Annotated in this window: 20 protein-coding genes; 9 read left to right on the forward strand and 11 right to left on the reverse strand. The window is 54.4% G+C overall.

The features are described from left to right. Positions 1-3: 3 nt before the first annotated feature. The 4 genes from Q334_RS0116795 (at position 4) to Q334_RS0116810 (ending at position 4,409) form a co-directional block, all read left to right on the forward strand. Positions 4-1,197, forward strand: coding sequence for an acetate/propionate family kinase (locus Q334_RS0116795; RefSeq protein ID WP_245593706.1), 1,194 nt, complete (start codon positions 4-6; stop codon positions 1,195-1,197). Positions 1,198-1,376: 179 nt separating this feature from the next. After that, the gene (locus tag Q334_RS0116800; RefSeq protein WP_281173014.1) at positions 1,377-2,363 is read left to right on the forward strand and encodes a sensor domain-containing diguanylate cyclase; all 987 of its coding nucleotides are present in this window, start codon (positions 1,377-1,379) and stop codon (positions 2,361-2,363) included. A gap of 90 nt (positions 2,364-2,453) precedes the next feature. Continuing rightward, positions 2,454-3,605 carry a methionine aminotransferase gene (locus Q334_RS0116805; protein ID WP_027314223.1) on the forward strand — a complete coding sequence of 384 codons (1,152 nt, stop codon included), beginning with the start codon at positions 2,454-2,456 and terminating at the stop codon, positions 3,603-3,605. 24 nt (positions 3,606-3,629) lie between these two features. Continuing rightward, a complete protein-coding gene (locus tag Q334_RS0116810; protein WP_027314224.1) occupies positions 3,630-4,409 on the forward strand; it encodes an amidohydrolase in 780 nt (259 codons plus the stop codon). Positions 4,410-4,514: 105 nt separating this feature from the next. Here the strand turns inward: Q334_RS0116810 and purD are convergent, their stop codons facing one another. From purD to aroQ, 9 genes are all read right to left on the reverse strand, one after another. Then, positions 4,515-5,789: a phosphoribosylamine--glycine ligase gene (gene purD, locus Q334_RS0116815; protein WP_027314225.1), complete on the reverse strand. Its 1,275-nt coding sequence runs from the start codon at positions 5,787-5,789 to the stop codon at positions 4,515-4,517. A 19-nt stretch (positions 5,790-5,808) separates the two neighbouring features. Beyond that, positions 5,809-7,392: a bifunctional phosphoribosylaminoimidazolecarboxamide formyltransferase/IMP cyclohydrolase gene (gene purH / locus Q334_RS0116820; RefSeq protein WP_027314226.1), complete on the reverse strand. Its 1,584-nt coding sequence runs from the start codon at positions 7,390-7,392 to the stop codon at positions 5,809-5,811. Between the two features lie 113 nt (positions 7,393-7,505). Then, positions 7,506-7,814 carry a DNA-binding transcriptional regulator Fis gene (gene fis, locus Q334_RS0116825; RefSeq protein WP_051527921.1) on the reverse strand — a complete coding sequence of 103 codons (309 nt, stop codon included), beginning with the start codon at positions 7,812-7,814 and terminating at the stop codon, positions 7,506-7,508. A gap of 6 nt (positions 7,815-7,820) precedes the next feature. Next, entirely contained in the window at positions 7,821-8,759 is a 939-nt protein-coding gene (gene dusB, locus Q334_RS0116830; protein WP_051527922.1) for a tRNA dihydrouridine synthase DusB, read from the reverse strand. A gap of 103 nt (positions 8,760-8,862) precedes the next feature. Then, positions 8,863-9,651, reverse strand: coding sequence for a DUF3426 domain-containing protein (locus tag Q334_RS20510; RefSeq protein WP_051527901.1), 789 nt, complete (start codon positions 9,649-9,651; stop codon positions 8,863-8,865). Between the two features lie 2 nt (positions 9,652-9,653). After that, entirely contained in the window at positions 9,654-10,553 is a 900-nt protein-coding gene (prmA, locus tag Q334_RS0116840; RefSeq protein WP_027314229.1) for a 50S ribosomal protein L11 methyltransferase, read from the reverse strand. A gap of 65 nt (positions 10,554-10,618) precedes the next feature. Continuing rightward, positions 10,619-11,962, reverse strand: a complete 1,344-nt coding sequence (accC, locus tag Q334_RS0116845; RefSeq protein WP_027314230.1) for an acetyl-CoA carboxylase biotin carboxylase subunit — start codon at positions 11,960-11,962, stop codon at positions 10,619-10,621. A gap of 26 nt (positions 11,963-11,988) precedes the next feature. Beyond that, the gene (gene accB / locus Q334_RS0116850; protein ID WP_027314231.1) at positions 11,989-12,450 is read right to left on the reverse strand and encodes an acetyl-CoA carboxylase biotin carboxyl carrier protein; all 462 of its coding nucleotides are present in this window, start codon (positions 12,448-12,450) and stop codon (positions 11,989-11,991) included. Positions 12,451-12,476: 26 nt separating this feature from the next. Then, positions 12,477-12,920, reverse strand: a complete 444-nt coding sequence (gene aroQ / locus Q334_RS0116855; RefSeq protein ID WP_027314232.1) for a type II 3-dehydroquinate dehydratase — start codon at positions 12,918-12,920, stop codon at positions 12,477-12,479. A gap of 339 nt (positions 12,921-13,259) precedes the next feature. Here aroQ and Q334_RS0116860 point away from each other — a divergent pair, with 339 nt between their 5' ends. The 4 genes from Q334_RS0116860 to Q334_RS0116875 all read left to right on the forward strand — a co-directional run bounded on the left by Q334_RS0116860 (position 13,260) and on the right by Q334_RS0116875 (position 17,454). Next, complete coding sequence (locus Q334_RS0116860; protein ID WP_027314233.1) at positions 13,260-15,212, forward strand: EAL domain-containing protein; 1,953 nt, start codon at positions 13,260-13,262, stop codon at positions 15,210-15,212. Positions 15,213-15,277: 65 nt separating this feature from the next. Then, positions 15,278-16,303 carry a DUF2333 family protein gene (locus Q334_RS0116865; protein WP_027314234.1) on the forward strand — a complete coding sequence of 342 codons (1,026 nt, stop codon included), beginning with the start codon at positions 15,278-15,280 and terminating at the stop codon, positions 16,301-16,303. A gap of 16 nt (positions 16,304-16,319) precedes the next feature. Continuing rightward, positions 16,320-17,075, forward strand: coding sequence for a ParA family protein (locus Q334_RS0116870; protein ID WP_027314235.1), 756 nt, complete (start codon positions 16,320-16,322; stop codon positions 17,073-17,075). A 172-nt stretch (positions 17,076-17,247) separates the two neighbouring features. After that, a complete protein-coding gene (locus tag Q334_RS0116875; protein ID WP_027314236.1) occupies positions 17,248-17,454 on the forward strand; it encodes a hypothetical protein in 207 nt (68 codons plus the stop codon). Positions 17,455-17,561: 107 nt separating this feature from the next. On the opposite strand, the gene ppa is transcribed toward Q334_RS0116875, so the two are convergent. After that, positions 17,562-18,095, reverse strand: a complete 534-nt coding sequence (gene ppa, locus Q334_RS0116880; protein ID WP_027314237.1) for an inorganic diphosphatase — start codon at positions 18,093-18,095, stop codon at positions 17,562-17,564. Between the two features lie 150 nt (positions 18,096-18,245). Between ppa and Q334_RS0116885 the strand changes: the two genes are divergently transcribed. Beyond that, positions 18,246-19,001, forward strand: a complete 756-nt coding sequence (locus Q334_RS0116885; RefSeq protein WP_027314238.1) for a hypothetical protein — start codon at positions 18,246-18,248, stop codon at positions 18,999-19,001. 75 nt (positions 19,002-19,076) lie between these two features. On the opposite strand, the gene Q334_RS0116890 is transcribed toward Q334_RS0116885, so the two are convergent. Beyond that, the gene (locus Q334_RS0116890; RefSeq protein ID WP_027314239.1) at positions 19,077-20,060 is read right to left on the reverse strand and encodes a class 1 fructose-bisphosphatase; all 984 of its coding nucleotides are present in this window, start codon (positions 20,058-20,060) and stop codon (positions 19,077-19,079) included. Between the last annotated feature and the right edge of the window lie 89 nt (positions 20,061-20,149).

Raw genomic sequence — 20,149 nt, forward strand, 5'->3', positions numbered from 1 at the left:
ATGATGCTAGTGCTCACCATTAATGCTGGTTCTTCCAGTCTTAAGACAGCGCTTTATCAGCGTCAGGGTGCGCACTGGCAGCCGTTGAGTCAGGCTCATATTAGTGGCTTGACCCAGGCGGAGCCCCAGTGCCAGTGGCAAGAACATGAAAGAGTCGTGAAGGAGCCGCTGCCCTGGCTGGGTCAGCAGCCACAGTCAGAGCGAGCCAAGGCAGCGCTGGACCATCTGTTCAGTCACTGGCGCAGTAAGGGGTGGCTTGCCCAGGTACAGGTAGTGGGACATCGGGTGGTGCACGGTGGGCAGCGCTATCAACAGCCCATACGGGTGACCAAAGCGGTGTTGGCAGAGCTGCGTACGTTTAACTCTCTGGCCCCCTTACATCAACCCTATAATCTGCAACTGCTGGAGTTGGCGGCTGAGGCGCTGCCTGGGGTGGCTCAGGTGGCTTGTTTTGACACCATGTTCCATGCAGGGATGCCTAAGGTTGCCACTCGTTTTGCTATTCCCCGCGAGTTAACGGAGCAGGGCATCCTGCGTTATGGCTTTCATGGCTTGTCTTATGCCTATGTTTATCAGCAGTTACAGCAGCTATCGCCACGGCAGGCCCAGGGCAAGGTGATCATTTGTCATCTGGGGGCAGGGGCGAGCATGTGTGCGATTAAGAATGGTCAGTCGATTGCCTCCACCATGGGGTTTACCGCGGTAGAGGGACTACCGATGGGTAGCCGCAGTGGCAGCCTGGATCCGGGGGTGTTGGTGCACCTCATGCGGGAACATGGCTGGGATGCACAGCGGTTGGAGCAGTTCCTCTACAAGGAGTGTGGTTGGTTTGGTATGTCCGGCGGGATCAGCAGTGAAATGAAAACCCTGCGCGCCAGCCAGGATCCTCGGGCAGAGGAAGCGATTGAGGTATTTATTTATCGCTGTGTGCGGGAAATTGGCAGTTTGGTGGCGGCGTTACAGGGGCTGGATGCTTTGGTCTTTACCGGCGGGGTGGGGGAGCACGATGCTCAAACCCGGGCAGAGATTTTGCAGCAGCTAGGATGGCTAGGGGTGCAAACGGATGAGTTGGCAAACCAGCAGCACCAATTACACCTGCATACCGAGTCCTCTCGGGTGGGGGTTTGGGTGATTCCCACTAATGAGGAGTTAATGTTGGTACAACATGCCAGTGCTTGTATCCCTAGTGCTGGTTAGCGGGGTTAAGCAGGCATAAGGGGTAAGCAGGGCATATATGCGGATTAGCCCTGATGTTGCGTCCCAGCTGATTTGCCGATAAGAAGGAGTGCACATGCACTCCTTTTGCGTTTGAAGAAGGTCGAAAACCCGTGGTCGCACAGGTACCCCCTCGCGTTGGTTTGAAGTTTGGCCGTCAGATGTATTTGCTCAGGTTATTAGCCTGTAGCATGCAGTCTATTGCCTGTAGCGCACTATTGTGGGAGCAGCAGTCTCCCTGGTGGATGTGGTGGGGGATTCTCGGTACAGGCGTGGTTTGGCCGCATCTGGCCAGGCGTCGTACGCTGCGCCATAGCAAGCCCTATTTAGCTGAACGACAACATGTGCTGATTGATAACCTGATTGGCGCTGTGGTGGTGGCATTATTGGGCTTTAGTCTGGTTCCCAGTGTGATTCTGTTTACCATCTTAATGATGGAATCCGGTTCCGTCGGTGGACAGCGTTTTATGCTGAAAAGCCTGGGGAGCTGGTTACTTGGTTTGCCCCTAGGGGCGCTTATCAGTGGCGGGCTGTGGTTGCCGCAGAGCAGTCTGCTGGTCTCGCTGGCGGCCTTACCGATGTTGTTAACCTGCAGTCTGGCCTCGGCCATTATCACCTATGCGCAGGCGCGGCATTTAAATGAGCAGAAAAATCAATTCAGAGAGCTGAGCCGGCGTGATGGGCTGACAGGCTTGTTCAATCGTCTGTACTGGGAAGAAATGGTCGCGATGCATTTTCTCCAGTGTGGGGGTAAGGGCGTCTTGGCGATGTTGGATATTGATCACTTCAAGAAAATTAATGACCAACATGGTCATCGCCAAGGTGATGAAGCCCTGCGGCTGTTGGCAGAGGTGCTGCAGCAACAGGTGAAAGCCGGTATCTGTGGCCGTTATGGTGGTGAGGAGTTCGGCATCCTATGGCGGGAAATCAGCAGGGAGGAGGCGATCAAGCAGATGCAAAGGGTGCGTCGAGAATATCAGCAACGAATGGCAGCCCAGGGGCTTGAGTCTACGCTTAGTGTAGGAATGGTGGCGGCGGAAGTGGGTTGGCGTCGCTACGATGACTGGATTGAGGCCGCGGACCAAATGTTATATCGAGCCAAAGATGATGGGCGTGATCGTTTGGCTTGCTGGGAAGAAGCTGCCTGATACAGGACGAAACGCCCTGAGATCTTGCTGCTGGACTAGGCTTGCAGGCACAATCCCTAATATTCGCACCTAGGCTGATGATGATTCCCCATGCGCTATCCTGCTTCTAAGCTGCCCCAGGTGGGCACGACCATCTTCACGCAGATGTCCCAGTTGGCTGCCGAACACGGAGCCATCAACCTGTCGCAAGGCTTTCCGGATTTTGATGGCCCGGCCCTGTTGAAGGCCAGGGTCAGTCATTACCTTGAGCAGGGGTTTAACCAGTACGCGCCGATGACCGGTGTGCCCGCGTTACGCCAGGCGCTGGCGCTGAAGACCGAGCAGCTGTATGGCCGTAAGACTTGCCCAGATACTGAGGTCACCATTACCTCGGGGGCGACGGAGGCGATTTTTGCGGTGATCAGTGCGTTGGTGCGCACGGGGGATGAGGTCATCGTGTTTGATCCTGCCTATGACTGCTATGAGCCGGCGATCAGCCTCAATGGGGGCTTGACCCATCATCTCCCCTTGATGCCGCCTGATTTCAGCATTGACTGGCAGCGTTTGGCCGAAGCGATTCATGCGGGCACCCGGCTGATCATTCTGAATAACCCCCATAACCCCACTGGTGCGTTGCTCAGCGCTGCTGACTTGCAGCAGTTGGCGGAGTTACTGCGGGATACGGACGTGTTGCTGCTGGGGGATGAGGTGTATGAGCACATTGTCTTTGATGGGCAGCCCCATGCCAGTCTACTTAGCCACCCAGAGTTGGCGCAGCGCTCACTGGTGGTATCTTCGTTTGGCAAAACCTATCACACCACTGGCTGGAAGGTGGGTTATTGCATTGCCCCAGCGCCCTTAACCGCCGAGGTACGCAAGGTTCACCAGTACCTGACCTTTAGCACCATTACTCCGGTACAGCTGGCCCTGGCGGACTTTGTGCAGCAACAGCCGCAGCATTATCAACAGCTACCGGCTTTTTATCAGACCAAGCGTGACGAGTTTTGTCAGTTAGTCAGTGGCGGACGTTTCCATTATCGCCCCGCCCAGGGCACCTATTTCCAGTTGCTGGATTACAGCGAAATCAGTGATAAGGGCGATGTGGAAATGGCACGTTGGTTAACCACTGAGATCGGGGTAGCGGCGATACCCATATCGGTGTTTTATGCCGAGCCGCCACAGGAGCTGCGTTATTTGCGTTTCTGTTTTGCCAAAAATACTGACACCTTGCAGCAGGCGGCGGCACGCCTGAACGCCATTTAGGCCTGAGACGAAAGAGAGATCACCATGGATGAATTGCGTTTAAGTTTGCTGCAGACCACCCTGCATTGGCATGACTGGCAGGCCAACCGTGCTCATTTGCAGGGGCAAATGCAGCCCCTCTATGGTCAGACGGATGTGATCGTGCTGCCGGAGATGTTTAGTTCCGGTTTTACCATGGAGGTGGCCAGCCAAGCGCAAAGTCTGGATGGGGAGGTGATGCAGTGGCTGCGTGAGCAGGCGGAAGCCAGCGCGGCGGTAGTCTGTGGCAGTGTGGTGATGGCGACTAGCGAAGGCTATGTTAACCGCTTTATTTGGATGCCCCCCAGTGGTGCCTTTAGCTATTACGACAAGCGCCATCTGTTTCGGATGGGCAATGAGCATCAGCATTATCAGGCGGGGCAGCGCCGAGTGGTGATTGAACACCAGGGCTGGCGGATTATGCCTTTGATTTGCTATGACCTGCGTTTTCCGGTGTGGAGTCGTAATCGCAATGACTATGACCTGTTGCTGGTCACGGCCAATTGGCCGGAGCGCAGACGCGCCCACTGGCTGGCATTGGGACAAGCCCGGGCGATCGAAAACCAGGCCTATGTAGGGCTCTGTAATCGCATTGGTGAGGATGGTAATGGTTGGCAGTTTAGCGGTGATTCCTGCATTTTTGCCCCCCAAGGGCAGAGTCTGGCAGGGTTGCCCCCTCATCAAGCAGGGGTAGTACAGGCCAGTCTGAGCCTGGCGGAGCTACAAGGTTATCGACAAGAGTTTCCTGCCTGGCAGGATGCGGATGACTTCAGCTTGCAGCTGTAGTCCAGACTGGATAAATCAAGGGGAGCAGTGGCTCCCCTTATTTTATTAACAGAAAAGTTATTGTCAGAGTGGTTACTGTCGAATATCGCTAGATGCTGACCAGGCTTAGCGCTGCAGCGCACGCCAGCCGATATCTTTGCGATAGAACATACCCTCCCAACTGATTTGTTCCGCCAATGCATAGGCTTGACGTTGGGCAGCGGCGATGTCTTCTCCCAGTGCTGTTGCGCAGAGTACCCGGCCACCGTTGGTTAGCACTTGCTCACCGTCCAGACGGGTTCCAGCATGGAATACCTTGGCTTCATGGCTATTAGATTGAGGTAGGCTGATCGCATCCCCTTTGGGGTAGTTGCCAGGATAGCCCGCTGCCGCCAAGACCACTCCCAAGCTTGGGCGTGGGTCCCACTGTGCTTCTACCTGATCCAGCTGCTTCGCCAAGGCAGCTTCGCAGAGGCTGACCAGGGAGGTTTGCAGGCGTAGCATGATCGGTTGTGTCTCCGGATCACCAAAGCGGCAGTTGTACTCGATGACCTTGGGGGCGCCGCTGGCATCAATCATCAAACCGGCATAGAGAAAACCGGTATAGGGAGCACCTTCTGCCGCCATACCCCGCACGGTGGGCAGAATGACTTCTTCCATCACCCGCTGATGCACCTCAGGGGTCACCACAGGAGCGGGAGAGTAAGCACCCATACCGCCGGTATTGGGGCCGGTATCACCATCTCCGACACGCTTATGATCCTGGCTGGTGGCCATCGGCAGCACATTTTCGCCATCGACCATGACGATAAAGCTGGCCTCTTCACCCTGCAAAAATTCTTCGATCACCACCCGGCAACCGGCATCACCAAAGGCATTGCCAGAGAGCATGTCTTTGACCGCGGCTTCGGCTTCTTCCAGCGTCATGGCGACGATCACACCCTTGCCCGCAGCGAGACCATCGGCCTTAACCACGATGGGGGCACCCTGCTCGCGTAGATAAGCCAGGGCGGGTTCGATCTCGGTGAAATTACCATAGTTGGCGGTAGGAATTTGGTGGCGTGCCAGAAAGTCTTTAGTAAAGGCTTTGGAGCCTTCCAGCTGCGCGGCGGCTTGACTAGGCCCAAAAATAGGCAGGCCACGTTGTTGGAATAAGTCCACCACTCCAGCAACCAAGGGCGCCTCTGGGCCAACGATGGTCAGGGCAACCTGCTCACGCTCGGCAAAGTTGGCCAGCTCTTCCAGTGCCAGAACATCAATCGCAATGTTTTCCAACTTGGGCTCAAGGGCTGTACCAGCATTACCGGGAGCCACGTAAACGGTGCTTACCCGGGGGTCTTGGGCGGCTTTCCAGGCCAGTGCATGTTCACGACCGCCATTACCAATCACTAGAATTTTCATCAAGGACTCCTACTCAGGATTAGTGGCGGAAGTGGCGCATGCCAGTGAAGACCATGGCAATGCCATGTTCATTAGCCGCATCAATCACTTCCTGATCACGCATGGAGCCACCGGGCTGGATCACGGCGGTGATACCGGCTTTGGCAGCGGCATCAATGCCATCACGGAAGGGGAAGAAGGCATCAGAAGCCATCACCGAACCCGCGACTTCGAGGCCTTCATCGGCGGCTTTAATGCCGGCGATTTTAGCGCTGTACACCCGGCTCATCTGGCCTGCACCAACGCCAATGGTCATGCCCTCTTTGGCGTAGACGATAGCGTTGGACTTGACGAACTTGGCCACTTCCCAGGCAAACAATAGGTCACGCAGTTCTTGTTCGCTGGGTTGGCGCTTGCTGACAATTTTCAGGTCCTGCTGGCTGACCATGCCCTGGTCACGATCCTGTAACAGCAGGCCACCACAGACACGCTTGTAGTCCAGCTCGGGCTGGCGTTCGCTGTCCCAGCTGCCGCAAGCCAAGACCCGTACGTTCTGTTTGGCTGCCAGGATGTCCTGGGCCGCTTTGCTGACGCTGGGGGCAATGATGACTTCGACAAACTGGCGGTCGATGATGGCCTGGGCAGTATCACCATCCAGTTCGCGGTTAAAGGCAATGATGCCGCCGAAGGCGGAAGTGGGATCAGTTTTGTAAGCGCGGTTATAGGCGTCCAGCAGATCAGTGCCAATGGCCACTCCACAGGGATTAGCGTGTTTGACGATGACGCAGGCGGGGTCCTTGAAGGGTTTGACACATTCCAAGGCGGCATCGGTATCGGCCACATTGTTGTAGGACAGCTCTTTGCCTTGTAACTGCTGGGCAGTGGCGACACTGGCTTCCCCTACCTGGTGTTCCACATAAAAGGCGGCGCGCTGGTGGGGATTCTCGCCATAGCGCATGTCTTGCTTCTTCACTAACTGGGTAGAGTAAGTACGGGGGAAATCGCTGACCTGTTCGCCTACTTCGTTACGGGCACCAAAGTAGTTGGCAATCATGCCGTCATAGCGGGCCGTGTGCTCAAAGGCTTTGATGGCCAGATCATAGCGCAGCGCTTGGCTGAGTTGACCCTGATTGGCCTCCAGCTCGGCGAGTACGCGCTCATAGTCTGCAACATCGGTGACGATGGCTACATGGGCGTGGTTCTTAGCGGCAGAACGCACCATGGTGGGGCCACCGATATCAATATTTTCAATTGCATCGGCGAAGCTGCAGTCTGCGCGGGCAACGGTTTGGGCAAAGGGATAGAGATTGACCACCACCATGTCGATAGGGGCGATACCGTGCTGCTGCATGACGTCATCGTCCTGACCGCGACGGCCGAGGATACCGCCGTGCACTTTGGGGTGCAGGGTTTTGACCCGGCCATCCATCATTTCCGGAAAACCGGTGTAGTCGGAGACTTCGGTAACGGCCACACCCTGTTCCTTGAGCAGGCGATAGGTGCCGCCGGTAGACAGCAACTCGACGCCACGGGCGCTGAGGGCACGGGCAAAGTCCAGCAGGCCAGCTTTATCAGAGACGCTGAGCAGGGCGCGGCGTACAGGGCTAAGGTGTTGGTCTGACATGGTGTGAATCCCCACAATATGCTAAAGAGTGTTCGCCGTGACTGGCACGATCACGGCGAAAATAAACCTACAGGTTAAAAAAGCAAAAAGGCGGACAAGCCGCCTTTTCAGGATTAGAGCAGATCGTACTGCTTGAGTTTTTTACGCAGGGTACCGCGATTCAGTCCCAGCACCTTGGAGGCTTTGGTCTGGTTGTCTTTGGTGTAGTGCATCACCGTTTCAAACAGGGGTTGTTCAATTTCCGCCAACACCATTTGATAGACATCTTGTACTTGCTGACCGTCCAGTTGCTTGAAGTAGTTTTCCAAGGATCGGGCCACGGTATCGCGCAGAGTTTGTGAAGTCTCTGCGGGCACAACAGGCGTCAGTGTCTTTTTAACTTCGCTCGGCGTTTCTTGAGTATTCAATTTCGTCAGTGCCATATTCATTTATGCCGCTACCTCGGTTATCTCGCTGAGGTGGTTAAAGTACTTGCTCAGCGCTTCCACTTGCTGTTCTGCGGAATCGATAGTGTTGAACTCTTTGCGGAAGTTCTGTCCGCCTGGCTGCTGTGCCAGGTACCAGCCCACATGCTTACGGGCAATGCGGGCTCCCTGCTCTTTACCATAAAAGGCGTGCAGGGCGGCCAGATGCTCCAGCAATAGTTGCCTGACCTCCGCCAGAGGCGGTGGGGACAGCAACTTACCTTCCCGTAAATAATGATCTATCTCGCGAAAGATCCAGGGGCGTCCCTGCGCAGCCCTGCCTATCATCACAGCATCGGCTCCTGTATGAGCTAGAACCGCTGCTGCTTTGGCGGGGCTGTCGATATCTCCATTAGCAAAGACAGGTATGGACACAGCGGCCTTGATGGCAGCCAGGGTGTCGTATTCTGCTTCACCACGAAAACCATCTGCCCGGGTGCGCCCGTGAACTGCTAGGGCAGCGATCCCACAGGATTCCGCTAACCGGGCGACAGTGACCCCGTTACGGCTGTCTTGACACCAGCCGGTGCGAATCTTGAGGGTGACGGGCACATCTACGGCCTGAACGACAGCGTTCAGGATGTCAGCAACTAAGGCTTCGTCTTTTAATAAGGCGGAACCTGCTGCTTTATTACAGACCTTTTTGGCCGGACATCCCATGTTGATGTCGATGATCTGAGCGCCTCGCTCTGCATTGAGGCGAGCCGCTTCAGCCAGCATTTGGGGATCGCCGCCGGCGATCTGCACCATTCGGGGTTCGGGTTCGTCTGCGTGCACCATCCGTAATTGTGACTTACGGGTATGCCAGAGACGATGATCCGCGGTGAGCATTTCTGCTACTACCAATCCTGCTCCCATGCGACGGCACAGGTGGCGAAATGGTAAGTCGGTAACCCCGGCCATCGGCGCCAGAATAACCTGGCTATCCACTCGGTAGGGACCGATCTGAAACACTCAAACCTCCCCAAAATAAGGTTGCTGGTGGCCACTTTCTGAACAAGGGCGCCTATTCTACTCTTTCGATGGGAGCGGTTAAAGAGGGAATGTCGCTATTCGTTGGGTAGAACTGCAGGGTATAGCTGATGCTGGGCAAACCTGGGTCTTCTAGGCCGAGCTCCAGCTGAATCGGAGTATGGGCGGGCATCAACTCCAGGTTGACCAGCTCGCCTTGCAGATAGTCCTGTGGGCGTAGATAGCGTTGGGCGCTGGGGCGACCTTGTAGGTCATAGAAGGTGAGACCAAGCACAGGAAAGGGTTGGGCAAAGTCCGCCTGGTTTTCAATCAGGGTGCTGACCAGCAGCATTTTTTCGTAATCGGGATGATCACGAATGTACAGGTGCTGGCTGCGGATGGCCGCTAGATTTGAGCGGGCTTGCAGTCCACAGGGTAGATATTGACAAGCCCACTCGAAAGCAGGAGCCAGCGGTGCTTGCCAGGCCAGTTCCTGGCGCCACCACCAGAGTGCTTGCAGAGGAATGGCTAAGAGCAGTAATCCATTCAGCCAACGACCTTTGCTCTTTTTCTTGCGCTGCGGCAGAAGCGGAGGCTCGGCACTAAGCTGACCTAACACCTCTAAAGGTGCTAGAGGCTTGGGTAGTGGATCGAGGGCCAAGCGTTCTTTAGCAAAAGAGCGGGGCGTGTTGGCAGCGGAGGAGGCTAGGCCTGTAGCCGGTTGTGCGTGAAAAACTTGCATACACACCCCGCAGCGCACTCGTCCAGCGGCCTGTTGCAGCTGAGTCTGGGTGACTCGAAACTGGGTTTGGCAATGTGGGCAGCGTGCGATCACGGGGTTCATGGTTACTGACTCTTGCGAATGCCTTGGATACGTATCCAATCTTCTTTGCTGGCGGCGGGGCTCAGTTGGAAGTCCTGGCAATAAGCGGCTTCCACTTGCTCACGCTGATGACTGAGCAGGCCCGATAGTGCGAGTTGACCATGCTCTGCAACCAGTGCCGTTAACGTAGGGGCAAGGCTGGTAAGTGGGCCCGCCAGGATATTGGCCACCAGAACGTCTGCATGCAGCTCAGGCACTTGCTCTGGGTAGAGGGTCAATAAGCGCGAAGAGGCAATCTGGTTACGCTCGGCGTTATCACGAGTAGCCTCCAGGGCCTGGGGGTCAATGTCGATGGCATATACCTGCTTAGCGCCGAGCAGGAGCGCTGCAATACCTAGGATGCCGGAACCGCAGCCATAGTCGACGACAACCTTATCCTGTAAGTCGAGGCCAGCCAGCCACTCTAAACACAGAGCGGTGGTGGGGTGGCTGCCGGTGCCAAAGGCGAGGCCTGGATCCAGCATCAGGTTAGCGGCGCTTGGATCGGGTACCTCTTTCCAGCTCGGACATACCCACAAACGCTGACCAAACTGGATGGGATGAAAGTGCTCCATCCAGGCACGCTCCCAATCCTTATCCTCAAGAATCTCCACCTTGGCGGGTGGGAAGGCCTGATCGGGATAGTGCGCGGCAAAGAGCAGTTGTAGTTCAGTTAATGCAGCATCAATGTCGGTATCGCCGCTAAACAGACCGAGCAGATGGGTCTGTTGCCAAAGCGGGGTGGTGCCTAAATCAGGCTCAAAAATCGGCTGGTCTGCCGCATCCTGATAAGTGACGGATACAGCCCCCACTTCCAGTAACAGGTCTTCCAGTTGGCTGGCCTGGGCAGGCTCGATATCCAGGCGCATTTGTAACCAGGACATAGCAATCTCCAAAAAAAAGCCTCTTCACGGCGTGCCGCAAAGAGGCTGATAGGGCCGAAGCAGCCTCACTTAGCGGCTAACTTCTTCTCAAGATAGTGGATATTAACCCCGCCTTCGGCGAAGTGAGTATCCCGTACCAAATCCTTATGCAAGGGGATATTGGTTTTAATGCCATCCACAACCATCTCTTCCAGGGCAACCCGCATCCGTGCCAGGGCGGTGCTGCGATCTTCACCATGGGTGATCAGCTTGGCGATCAGAGAGTCATAGTAGGGCGGTACGCTGTAGCCACTATACAGATGGGAGTCGACACGAACCCCGAGGCCACCGGCGGCATGGTAGGTTTTGACCAAACCGGGGCTGGGCATAAAGGTTTTCGGGTCTTCTGCGTTGACTCGGCACTCGAAAGCATGGCCCCGGACCTTGACGTCTTCCTGCTTGATCGAGAGCGGCTGGCCTGCAGCAATCCGCAGTTGCTCTTTAACAATGTCGATACCAGTGATCATCTCGGTAACAGGATGTTCAACCTGAACCCGGGTGTTCATTTCGATAAAGTAGAAGCCGCCATCCTCATAAAGGAACTCAAAGGTGCCTGCGCCGCGGTAGCCAATCTTGATACAAGCATCCACACAGGCCTGCAGTACCTGAGCGCGGGCGGCAGGATCGACGTGAGGCGCCGGGGCTTCTTCCAATACCTTTTGGTGACGGCGCTGCAAAGAGCAGTCACGGTCATAGAGGTGGATCGCATTGCCCTGACCATCTGCCAATACCTGAACCTCAATGTGACGAGGATTTTCCAGGAATTTTTCCATGTATACCGTGCTATCGCCAAAAGCGGCTTTAGCTTCGGTGCGGGTGACATGGATGGAACTCAGCAGGCTGGCTTCAGTGTGTACCACGCGCATACCACGACCACCACCACCGGCGGCCGCCTTGATAATAACGGGGTAGCCGATGCGCTTGGCAGTAGCCATGATCTCATCGGGGTTGTCATTCAGCGGGCCGTTAGAACCGGGAACGGTTGGCACTCCAGCAGCACGCATGGCTTCAATCGCTGAAACCTTGTCACCCATCAGGCGAATAACGCTGGCGGTGGGGCCAATAAAGACGAAGCCGCTTTTTTCGACCTGTTCGGCAAAGTTGGCGTTTTCCGCCAGGAAACCATAGCCAGGATGGATGGCGGTGGCATCGGTGATCTCTGCCGCAGCAATCAACCGGGGAATGTTCAGATAGCTGTCGCTGGAGGAGTTGGGGCCGATACAGACGGCCTCATCAGCCAGGCGCACATGCTTGAGGTCCCGGTCGGCTTTGGAGTGAACCGCCACGGTCTTGATGCCCAGTTCTTTACAGGCACGCAGAATGCGCAGGGCGATCTCACCGCGGTTGGCAATCAGAACTTTTTCCAACATGAAGGAATCCTCAGCCGGTGAGTGGATTAGACGATGGTGACCAGCGGCTGATCAAACTCGACAGGCTGACCGTCTTCAACCAGGATAGCGCCAATGGTGCCGGACTTATCGGCTTCAATGTGGTTCATCATCTTCATTGCTTCGATGATGCAGATTACATCACCTGCTTTTACGGACTGACCCACTTCAACGAAGGATTTGGCGCCAGGGGCAGGTGAGCGATAACAGGTGCCGACCATGGGGGAGGTCACAACGTGGCCACTCAGAGCTTCGCTGGCAGGCGCCGCTGCGGGGGCAGCAGCAGGAGCGGGAGCGGCGGCAGGAACAGGAGCCGGGGCAGCAGGAGCGGCATAAGCCATCTGGGGCTGAACGGCTACGGTAGAGACACGACTGATGCGAACAGACTCTTCGCCTTCCTTAATCTCAATCTCGTTAATGTCAGACTCTTCCAGCAACTCAATCAGTTTTTTTACTTTGCGGATATCCATGCTTTCGTTCTCGTTTTTTGCGTCACTCAGGCAGCCTGCAGCTGATTCAGCGCGGCAGCCAGTGCTAGGTTGTAACCTTGGGCGCCCAAACCACAAATCACCCCTACGGCCAGGTCGGAGAAGTAAGAGTGATGACGGAAGGGCTCTCGCTTGTGCACGTTGGAAAGGTGCACTTCGATAAAAGGAATCGCGACAGCAGCCAGGGCATCGCGCAGGGCAACGCTGGTATGGGTAAAGGCGGCAGGGTTAATCAGGATAAAACTGATGCCCTGCTGGCGTGCCTGATGAACACGTTCGATCAGCTCATGCTCAGCATTGCTTTGAAAGGCATCTAGCTCGTGGCCAGCCTGCTGGGCTTGAGCCTGCAGGCTTTGATTAATGTCAGCCAGGGTAGTGGCCCCGTAAATCTGGGGTTCTCTCGTGCCTAACAAGTTCAGATTGGGACCATGAAGAACTAGCAGTTTTGCCATCTTTTCCCGCTTTGTTGACCCATTTTGCTCTAGACCAGCTACCTTTTTGACTCAGGGAAAAGGTAACCGACAATCTTGTTCCTGCAAGGCGCGCTTATGACCGCTGTTACAGTGGCGGCTAAGTTTGCCGAAAAACATAAACATAGTCTAGTTCGCTGTGATTTCACTTCATTACCCCGACTTTTCCTGCCAAATTTGCCCTATATTTTTTCTTAAATGGGCTGCGCAATGATCGTTTTTGCCGCAGGTTAAGGGCTGGCATCCTCGGGGGGGCTCTGTCAGACTTAGCAAAACCTTATATAAGTAGCCTCAGCTTGAGGTATGGCGGGAGAAGACTGCATGAGTTTGCGTAATCTGCTGTTTTCCTTTTTGGTTTGCCTCTTTCTGGCATTGCTCGGATTGAATCTGTTGTCGGCGGTACAAAACTATCGCAGCTATTTGCAGAATCAGTTGCAGGCACATGCGCAGGATGCGGCGACCTCCTTGGGTATCGTATTGACGACTGCAGTAGCAGAGGGGGATAAGGCGACGGCAGAGCGGATGATCGATGCAGTGTTTGATCGCGGCTACTACCAGCGTATCGAGTACCTGGATACTAATGGCAAGGTGCAGGTAGTGCGTCAGACTGGACGCGGAGTAGAGGATTTACCGGGTTGGTTTGTACGTTATGCTGATTTGCCTGCACCTCTGGCGGAGGCGCATGTTACCAGTGGTTGGTTGCAGCTGGGGCTAGTAAAAGTACAGGGGCATCCGGCGCAGGCGTACCATGACCTTTGGAGCTACCTGGTTAAGGTGTCATTGCAGTTTGGCGGTGCGCTACTGGTAGCCTTTATCTTGTTACATGTGCTGCTTAGCTGGGCGGTATTGAAACCGTTACATGTCTTGGAGTTGCATGCAAAGGCTTGGGCAGAGCGCCGTTTTAGTCCGATCAAGATGGAGCCCACTACGCGTGAATTGGGTAGCTTGGTCGGCGTGATGAATAAGATGGTACAGCGCCTGGAGTCGATGTTTTCCGATCAGTTGGGTGTCATTGACCATCTGCGTCATCAAGTCTGTGAAGATCCTTTGACGGGGCTGCTCAACCGTAGTGCCTTTGATGAACGCTTGCGCTCATTGTTGACTCTGCGTGAAGAGGGCGCGCGTTCTGGCTTATTGGTTCTAGTGCAGGTACGAGGCCTGGAGGACTTTAACAAGCGTTTTGGACGTGAAGCAGGGGATGATGTGCTTAAACGTCTGGCGGTGCGATTGCAGGAGAGTACCGATCAGAATGATGCCCTGGTGTGCCGTCGTACAGGTACCGATTTTGCGGTATTTGTGCCGGGTATCGCACAGGATCAGGCAGCCGACACTCTGCGTACTTTGTTTCAGCATTTGGTGCAGTTGGAGGTGATGTCAGAAAGTATCTGGCGTGATCGTCTGCACTTAGGCGGGGTATACCTCTACCCGCAAGAAGCTTTTGAGTTAGGGGCAGCATTTTCAGAAGCAGATTTAGCACTGCGCCAAGCCCAGCAAGAGGGACTGAATGCCTGTCATTTGGCTACCCCGCAAGAGCATGCGCGTAGTGCATCGGAGTGGCGTCAGTTCCTGGAAGGGGTGATTGCCCGTAATGAACTGCTGCTTTATTACCAGCCAGTCTACGATGGGCAGCGCAAACTGTTACATCATGAAGTCTATGTCAGGGTGCAGGATAGCCAGGGAGTGCTGGCTGCTGGGCAGTTTTTGCCAATGGCGGAGCAGTTTGGCTTGATGCCGGCATTAGATCGTCAGGTGCTGCAATTGTTGATCAATAACCTGAGCCTGAGTCGCAATCAGGGTAAGTTTTGCGTCAACCTGTCGTTGGCCTCTTGGCAGGATGAAGGCTTGGTCAGCTGGATGAAGTCCATTCTGGCAAGTCATCCGCAGGTAGCGAAACAGTTGTTACTTGAAGTGCCGGAATTTGCCTTGCGCCAATATCAAAGCTTGATTCAGGGGCAGATGGAACGCCTGCGTAGCCTGGGTATTGGTTTCTCGGTAGATCACTTTGGTACTGGCGGGGTGGCATTCTCCTACCTGAAATTGCTTCCCCTGAGCTGCGTCAAGGTACATCGCAGCTTTGTTAAGGATATTCAGGCTAAGCGGGACAGTCAGTTTTTTATGTTGTCGATGGCTCAGATTGCTCACGGCCAGGATATTTTGCTGTTGGCAGAGGGCATTGAGCATGAAGGGGAATGGGAACAGTTGCAGACCCTGGGGGTTGATGGGGGAATGGGTTATCTATTAGGACGTCCCCAGGCAGTGCCGATTAAAAGTTAACTTTTAGCCGAATTAGGCTAGCCGGGCAGGAAGCAGCTGCCCCTGAGCAAAGGATGAGGAAGCAGATGCGCGATTGGCTTAAAGCATGGTTGTTTGACGCAGAAGGACGTTTCTACTGGAGGATTATTGGCGTAGCGCTGGGTGGGTATCTGGTGCTGGCGATTCTGGTGGGGTTGGTGTGGTCCTTCACGCCGAGTGGGTTTGATGCCAAACAAGAGGCGCAAGCCTTGGCTGAACAGCGCCAGGAAAAGTCCGTAACCGGTTACACCACTACTGCTACCCTGGTGAAAGTGGCGCAAACGTTGCTGGATAAACCAGGCGGCTATCTGCATAACGATCGTCTGCCCCCTGGTGTGTGGCTGGATAATATGCGTGCGTGGGAGTTTGGCGTGCTGGTGCAGGTGCGCGATCTGGCGCGCGCTATGCGCAAAGATTTCAGTCGCTCGCAGTCACAGTCACGTGAGCAGATAGATTTGGCTGAAGCGGAACCTCGCTTTTCTTTTAATGCCTCCAGTTGGATGCTGCCCTCTTCCGAGAGTCAGTATCGCGATGGTATCGGTTTTCTCGAGGCTTATCTGGCAAAGTTAGCGGATAAGCAGACGCCAGGGGCACAATTCTATGCCCGTGCTGATAATCTCAATAACTGGTTGGGAGATGTCTCAACTCGTTTGGGTAGTTTGTCTCAGCGCTTATCTGCCAGCGTTGGGCAGCGCCGCTTAAATACCAGCATGGCCGGTGAGGTAGGAACCGAACAGGCCGCCGAGCCCATGTTGGAAGTCGAAATTAAAACGCCTTGGTTGGAAATTGATGATGTGTTCTATGAGGCACGAGGGACGACCTGGGCGCTGCTGCATCTGCTGCAGGCGGTAGAGGTTGACTTTGAAACGACTCTGCAGAAAAAGAATGCCCTTATCAGTCTGCGCCAGATTATTCGTGAACTGGAAGCAGCACAGCAAACCGTGTGGAGTCCGGTCATTTTGAATGGCACGGGTTTTGGGGTGTTTGCCAATCATTCGTTGGTGATGGCTAACTATATTTCCCGTGCTAATGCGGCCATTATTGATCTGCGTGAGTTGTTAGCGAAAGGCTAAGCCAAGGAGAGCGTTGATGATCAGGGTGGTATTTAACCAAAAAGGTGGGGTGGGCAAGTCCAGTATTGCGGTGAATCTGGCGGCGCAGGCGGCTAGTGAAGGCAAGCGTGTCTTGTTGGTCGACTTGGATGTGCAAGGTAATGCAAGCCACTACTTGTTGGATCAGGTAGCGGAGCCCACTCTCTATGATTTTTTTGAGTCTACCCTGGCTTTTCGTTTGCAACCGCCTACTTTGGCAACGGTAGTGCAGCCTTCAAAGGTCAGTGGCCTGGATGTCGCTGCCGCCCATGCTGAGCTCGGTAATCTGCAGGCCAAATTAGAGGCTAAGCACAAGATTTATAAGTTGCGTGAAGCCTTGGCAGCAGTGCGTAGGGATTATGACCACATTCTGATTGATACCCCACCCGCGCTTAATTTTTATTCTCTTTCTGCTCTGGTAGCCGCTGATCGTTGTCTGATCCCGTTTGATTGTGATGAGTTTGCTCGCCAGGGGCTCTATACCCTGTTGGATAACCTCCATGAGGTGCGAGCCGACCATAATCCGGACTTGCAGGTTGAGGGGATCGTGGTGAATCAATATCAGCCTCGTGCTGCTCTGCCACAGCGCTTAGTGGCGGAACTGGAGCAAGAGGGACTGCCAGTTTGTCAAATTAAGCTGCCGGCTTCGGTGATTATGCGGGAATCGCATCAGCGTCGTTTGCCTTTGCTGCAGTTTGCCCCCAAGCATAAATTAACCCAGGCATTTGCTGATTTATGGCGTGAGCTGGGTTAAGGGTTCCTTGTGTGGATGTGACCTCTGAGGATTGGCAAGGCCAGGTAGTTGGCGGTAATGCGGTATTTTTTACCGAGATGGACAGGATTCGCTTGTGAAGTCCAGGGGATGCCTTTAGAGTAGTAACATAAAGTTACGTTCCAAGCTTTCCTCAGATACCCCTGGAGGTTCGATGCAGTACCAGGAACTGATGGATCGGCTAAGTGCAGTGGAGGGGGAGCTCCAGTTGTTGGCCGAGGCTATCCGCAAACTCAGTACCGATACGGAAGAAGCTTTTTTTCTAGAAATGCATGCAGGGCAGCTAGAGCATTGCTCGAAAGAAGTGCAAAAAACTCAGAAGTTGCTTGCCAGCTTCAGGCGAGCATCGCCTGAGGGTTAGCGAGACAAGGAGCCATGAAATAGGCCTGTAAAGGACAGGACTGCACGGCGACTAGGCGAGCGCAGTGATAAAAAAGGCCAGCTTTGCTGGCCTTTTTGCCTTGTGTCTTACTTGGCGTTTTCGTATGCCTTGGCAGACTCAAGAATGGCTTGGCGAGCACTTTCTGCATTGGACCAGCCATCTAGCTTGACCCACTTGCCCTTATCCAGGCCTTTGTAGTTTTCGAAGAAGTGCTTGATCTGTTGCAGCAACAGCTCGGGCAGATCTTCGATTTCTTTGACGTTGGTGTAAAGGGTGCTCAGCTTGTCATGGGGCACTGCCAGCAATTTGGCATCCTGGCCGGCTTCGTCGGACATATTCAGAATGCCGATCGGACGGGCACGGATAACGGAGCCAGGGACGACGGGATAAGGAGTGACTACCAGCACATCCAGGGGGTCACCGTCATCAGCTAGGGTGTTGTTGATATAGCCATAGTTGGCCGGGTAGAACATGGGGGCGCTCATGAAGCGATCTACCATAAGGGCATCGGCATCTTTGTCGATTTCGTATTTTACCGGGCTGCTGTTGGCCGGGATTTCGATGATGACATAGATGTCATTGGGCAGGTCTTTACCTGCAGGAACCTGAGTAAAGCTCATGGAAAGGCCTTCTTAGTCTTGAACAGTCAAATGGCTGGCGCAGATTATAAAAGGCTGGGGGCTTGAACACCAATAAGACCAAAGCAATTATTGCGGGGTCAAAAGGATGGTGTCTGAATAGGGCGCTGGGGTGAAGGGCACGGAGGATGTATGCCGGTATGGCTTAAAACGATGTTGGTCGCCTCAATACTGCTGATTTTAGTAGGGGTGTTGGGGGTGTGGCTGCAGGGCTACTGGCGTCGCTGGCAAATTAAAGAAAAGCGGCGGCGTCTTTATGTCCAGCATGCGCGTGAGTTGATTGATGCACTGGATGCGTTGCATGACTGTTGTTCTGAGGAAGTGCTTTATGAGCCTTTTCGGACGCTTCTGCGTCGAGTTGTGGCGGAGCTTAAGCCCTACGGTGCATCTCAGGCTGGGTTGGTGAGTGAAATGGAAGATGTACTCCAGCTTAAGCCGCAAAATAAAGATGAAGTGCTCTATTTGACCAAGCAGTCGCTGCGGGAGGTCGAATACTTACAGCTTAAGCTGCTGCAGGGCTTGCATGGTTTGCAGGCGTTAGCGCAGGCGATGGGGATTGCCGATGTTCATGCTAAAGCACTGCAGCAACGTTTAAAGCGTTTAACCTCGCGGATGAAAGTTTGCACCCTGATGCATCAGGGGCAGTTATTGGAAGATGAAGCCCGGGTAGAGCAGGCGTTGATTATGTATCGCCATGCTCAGCGAGAGTTGGGGCGTTGGGTAAACCCTGATGCATTTATGCGAGGGTTACAGAATAGGATTCGCGATAGCATGACCCGTTTGGGGCAAATAGAGCCTAATGAGTTAAGTCGGGAGCTAAATACACTGGAGCAGCAAGAGGCTGCTGAAGCTGCGAGATTGCGGGCGGCAAGGCAGCTTGATTCTTAGTTGGTTTGTAATTGGGGACAGCAGTGTTGCTGTCCCTGCCCTCTCACGAGGTTGTAGCATGGGCGATGCGGCGGTTTAGCCGCGGCCCGCATGCTCACGATGATAGCGTAGCGCTATTTCCACTTCGTCTTTTGAACCTAATACAACCGCCACTCGTTCGTGAATACCTTCAGGTTCAATCTGCATGATGGGCTCATAGGCATTAGTGCTGAGTCCACCGGCCTGCTCAATCAGAAAGCTCATGGGGTTGCCTTCATACATCAGGCGCAGTTTGCCGGGTTTCTTGGGCTCACGGTAATCGTAGGGGTACATGAAAATACCACCACGGGTCAGGATGCGGTGTACTTCCGCCACCATGGAGGCAATCCAGCGCATGTTATAGCGCTTTTGCAGAGGGCCTTCTTCCCCTTGCAGCATGTCTGCCACGTAGGCTTGCATGGCGGGCTCCCAGAAGCGCTGGTTCGACATGTTGATGGCGAATTCTTGTGTGGTGCTGGGTACTTTAATAAGCTCGCGCGTCAGGAAAAAGTCACCGGTTGGTGACAGGGTAAACATATTGACCCCTTTGCCAGTAGTCAGGGTCAGGATGTTAGCGGGGCCATAGAGTACATAGCCGGCAGCAATCTGCTTAGCGCCTGCCTGTAAAAATGCGCTCTCATCATCGCCGCGCAAATCTTTGGGGGCTTGCAGAATAGAGAAGATGGTCCCGACAGAAACGTTGATGTCAATGTTGGATGAGCCATCCAGCGGGTCGAAGGTGACCAGATATTTGCCCTCTGGGTTGCCGGCAACCGGGAAGTCTTCCTCTTCAGAGGCGAGTCCCTTGACCAGATGGCAGTTCAGCAGGCTCTTTTTGAGCAGGTCATTGGAGAGCACATCCAGTTTCTTTTGGGTTTCCCCCTGGATGTTCTCTGCATCGGCGGAGCCTAAAATCCCCGCCAGGGCGCCCTGTTGGAGTTTGTAGGCGACATCTTTGCAGGCCACCAAAATGGTATCGATGAGTTCGATCAGGTCAGGAGAGGTTTGTTGCTCACGCAGAAACTGATGCAGCCTTTTCATGAGATTGGTATCCCGGCGGTGACATGGAAAATAGAGGCCCGTTCTTGAACAGCCTTGCTGGGCGCGTAATGATACGTTATCAAGAGCAA

The organism is Balneatrix alpica DSM 16621 (genome assembly GCF_000619885.1).
Taxonomy (GTDB): domain Bacteria; phylum Pseudomonadota; class Gammaproteobacteria; order Pseudomonadales; family Balneatricaceae; genus Balneatrix; species Balneatrix alpica.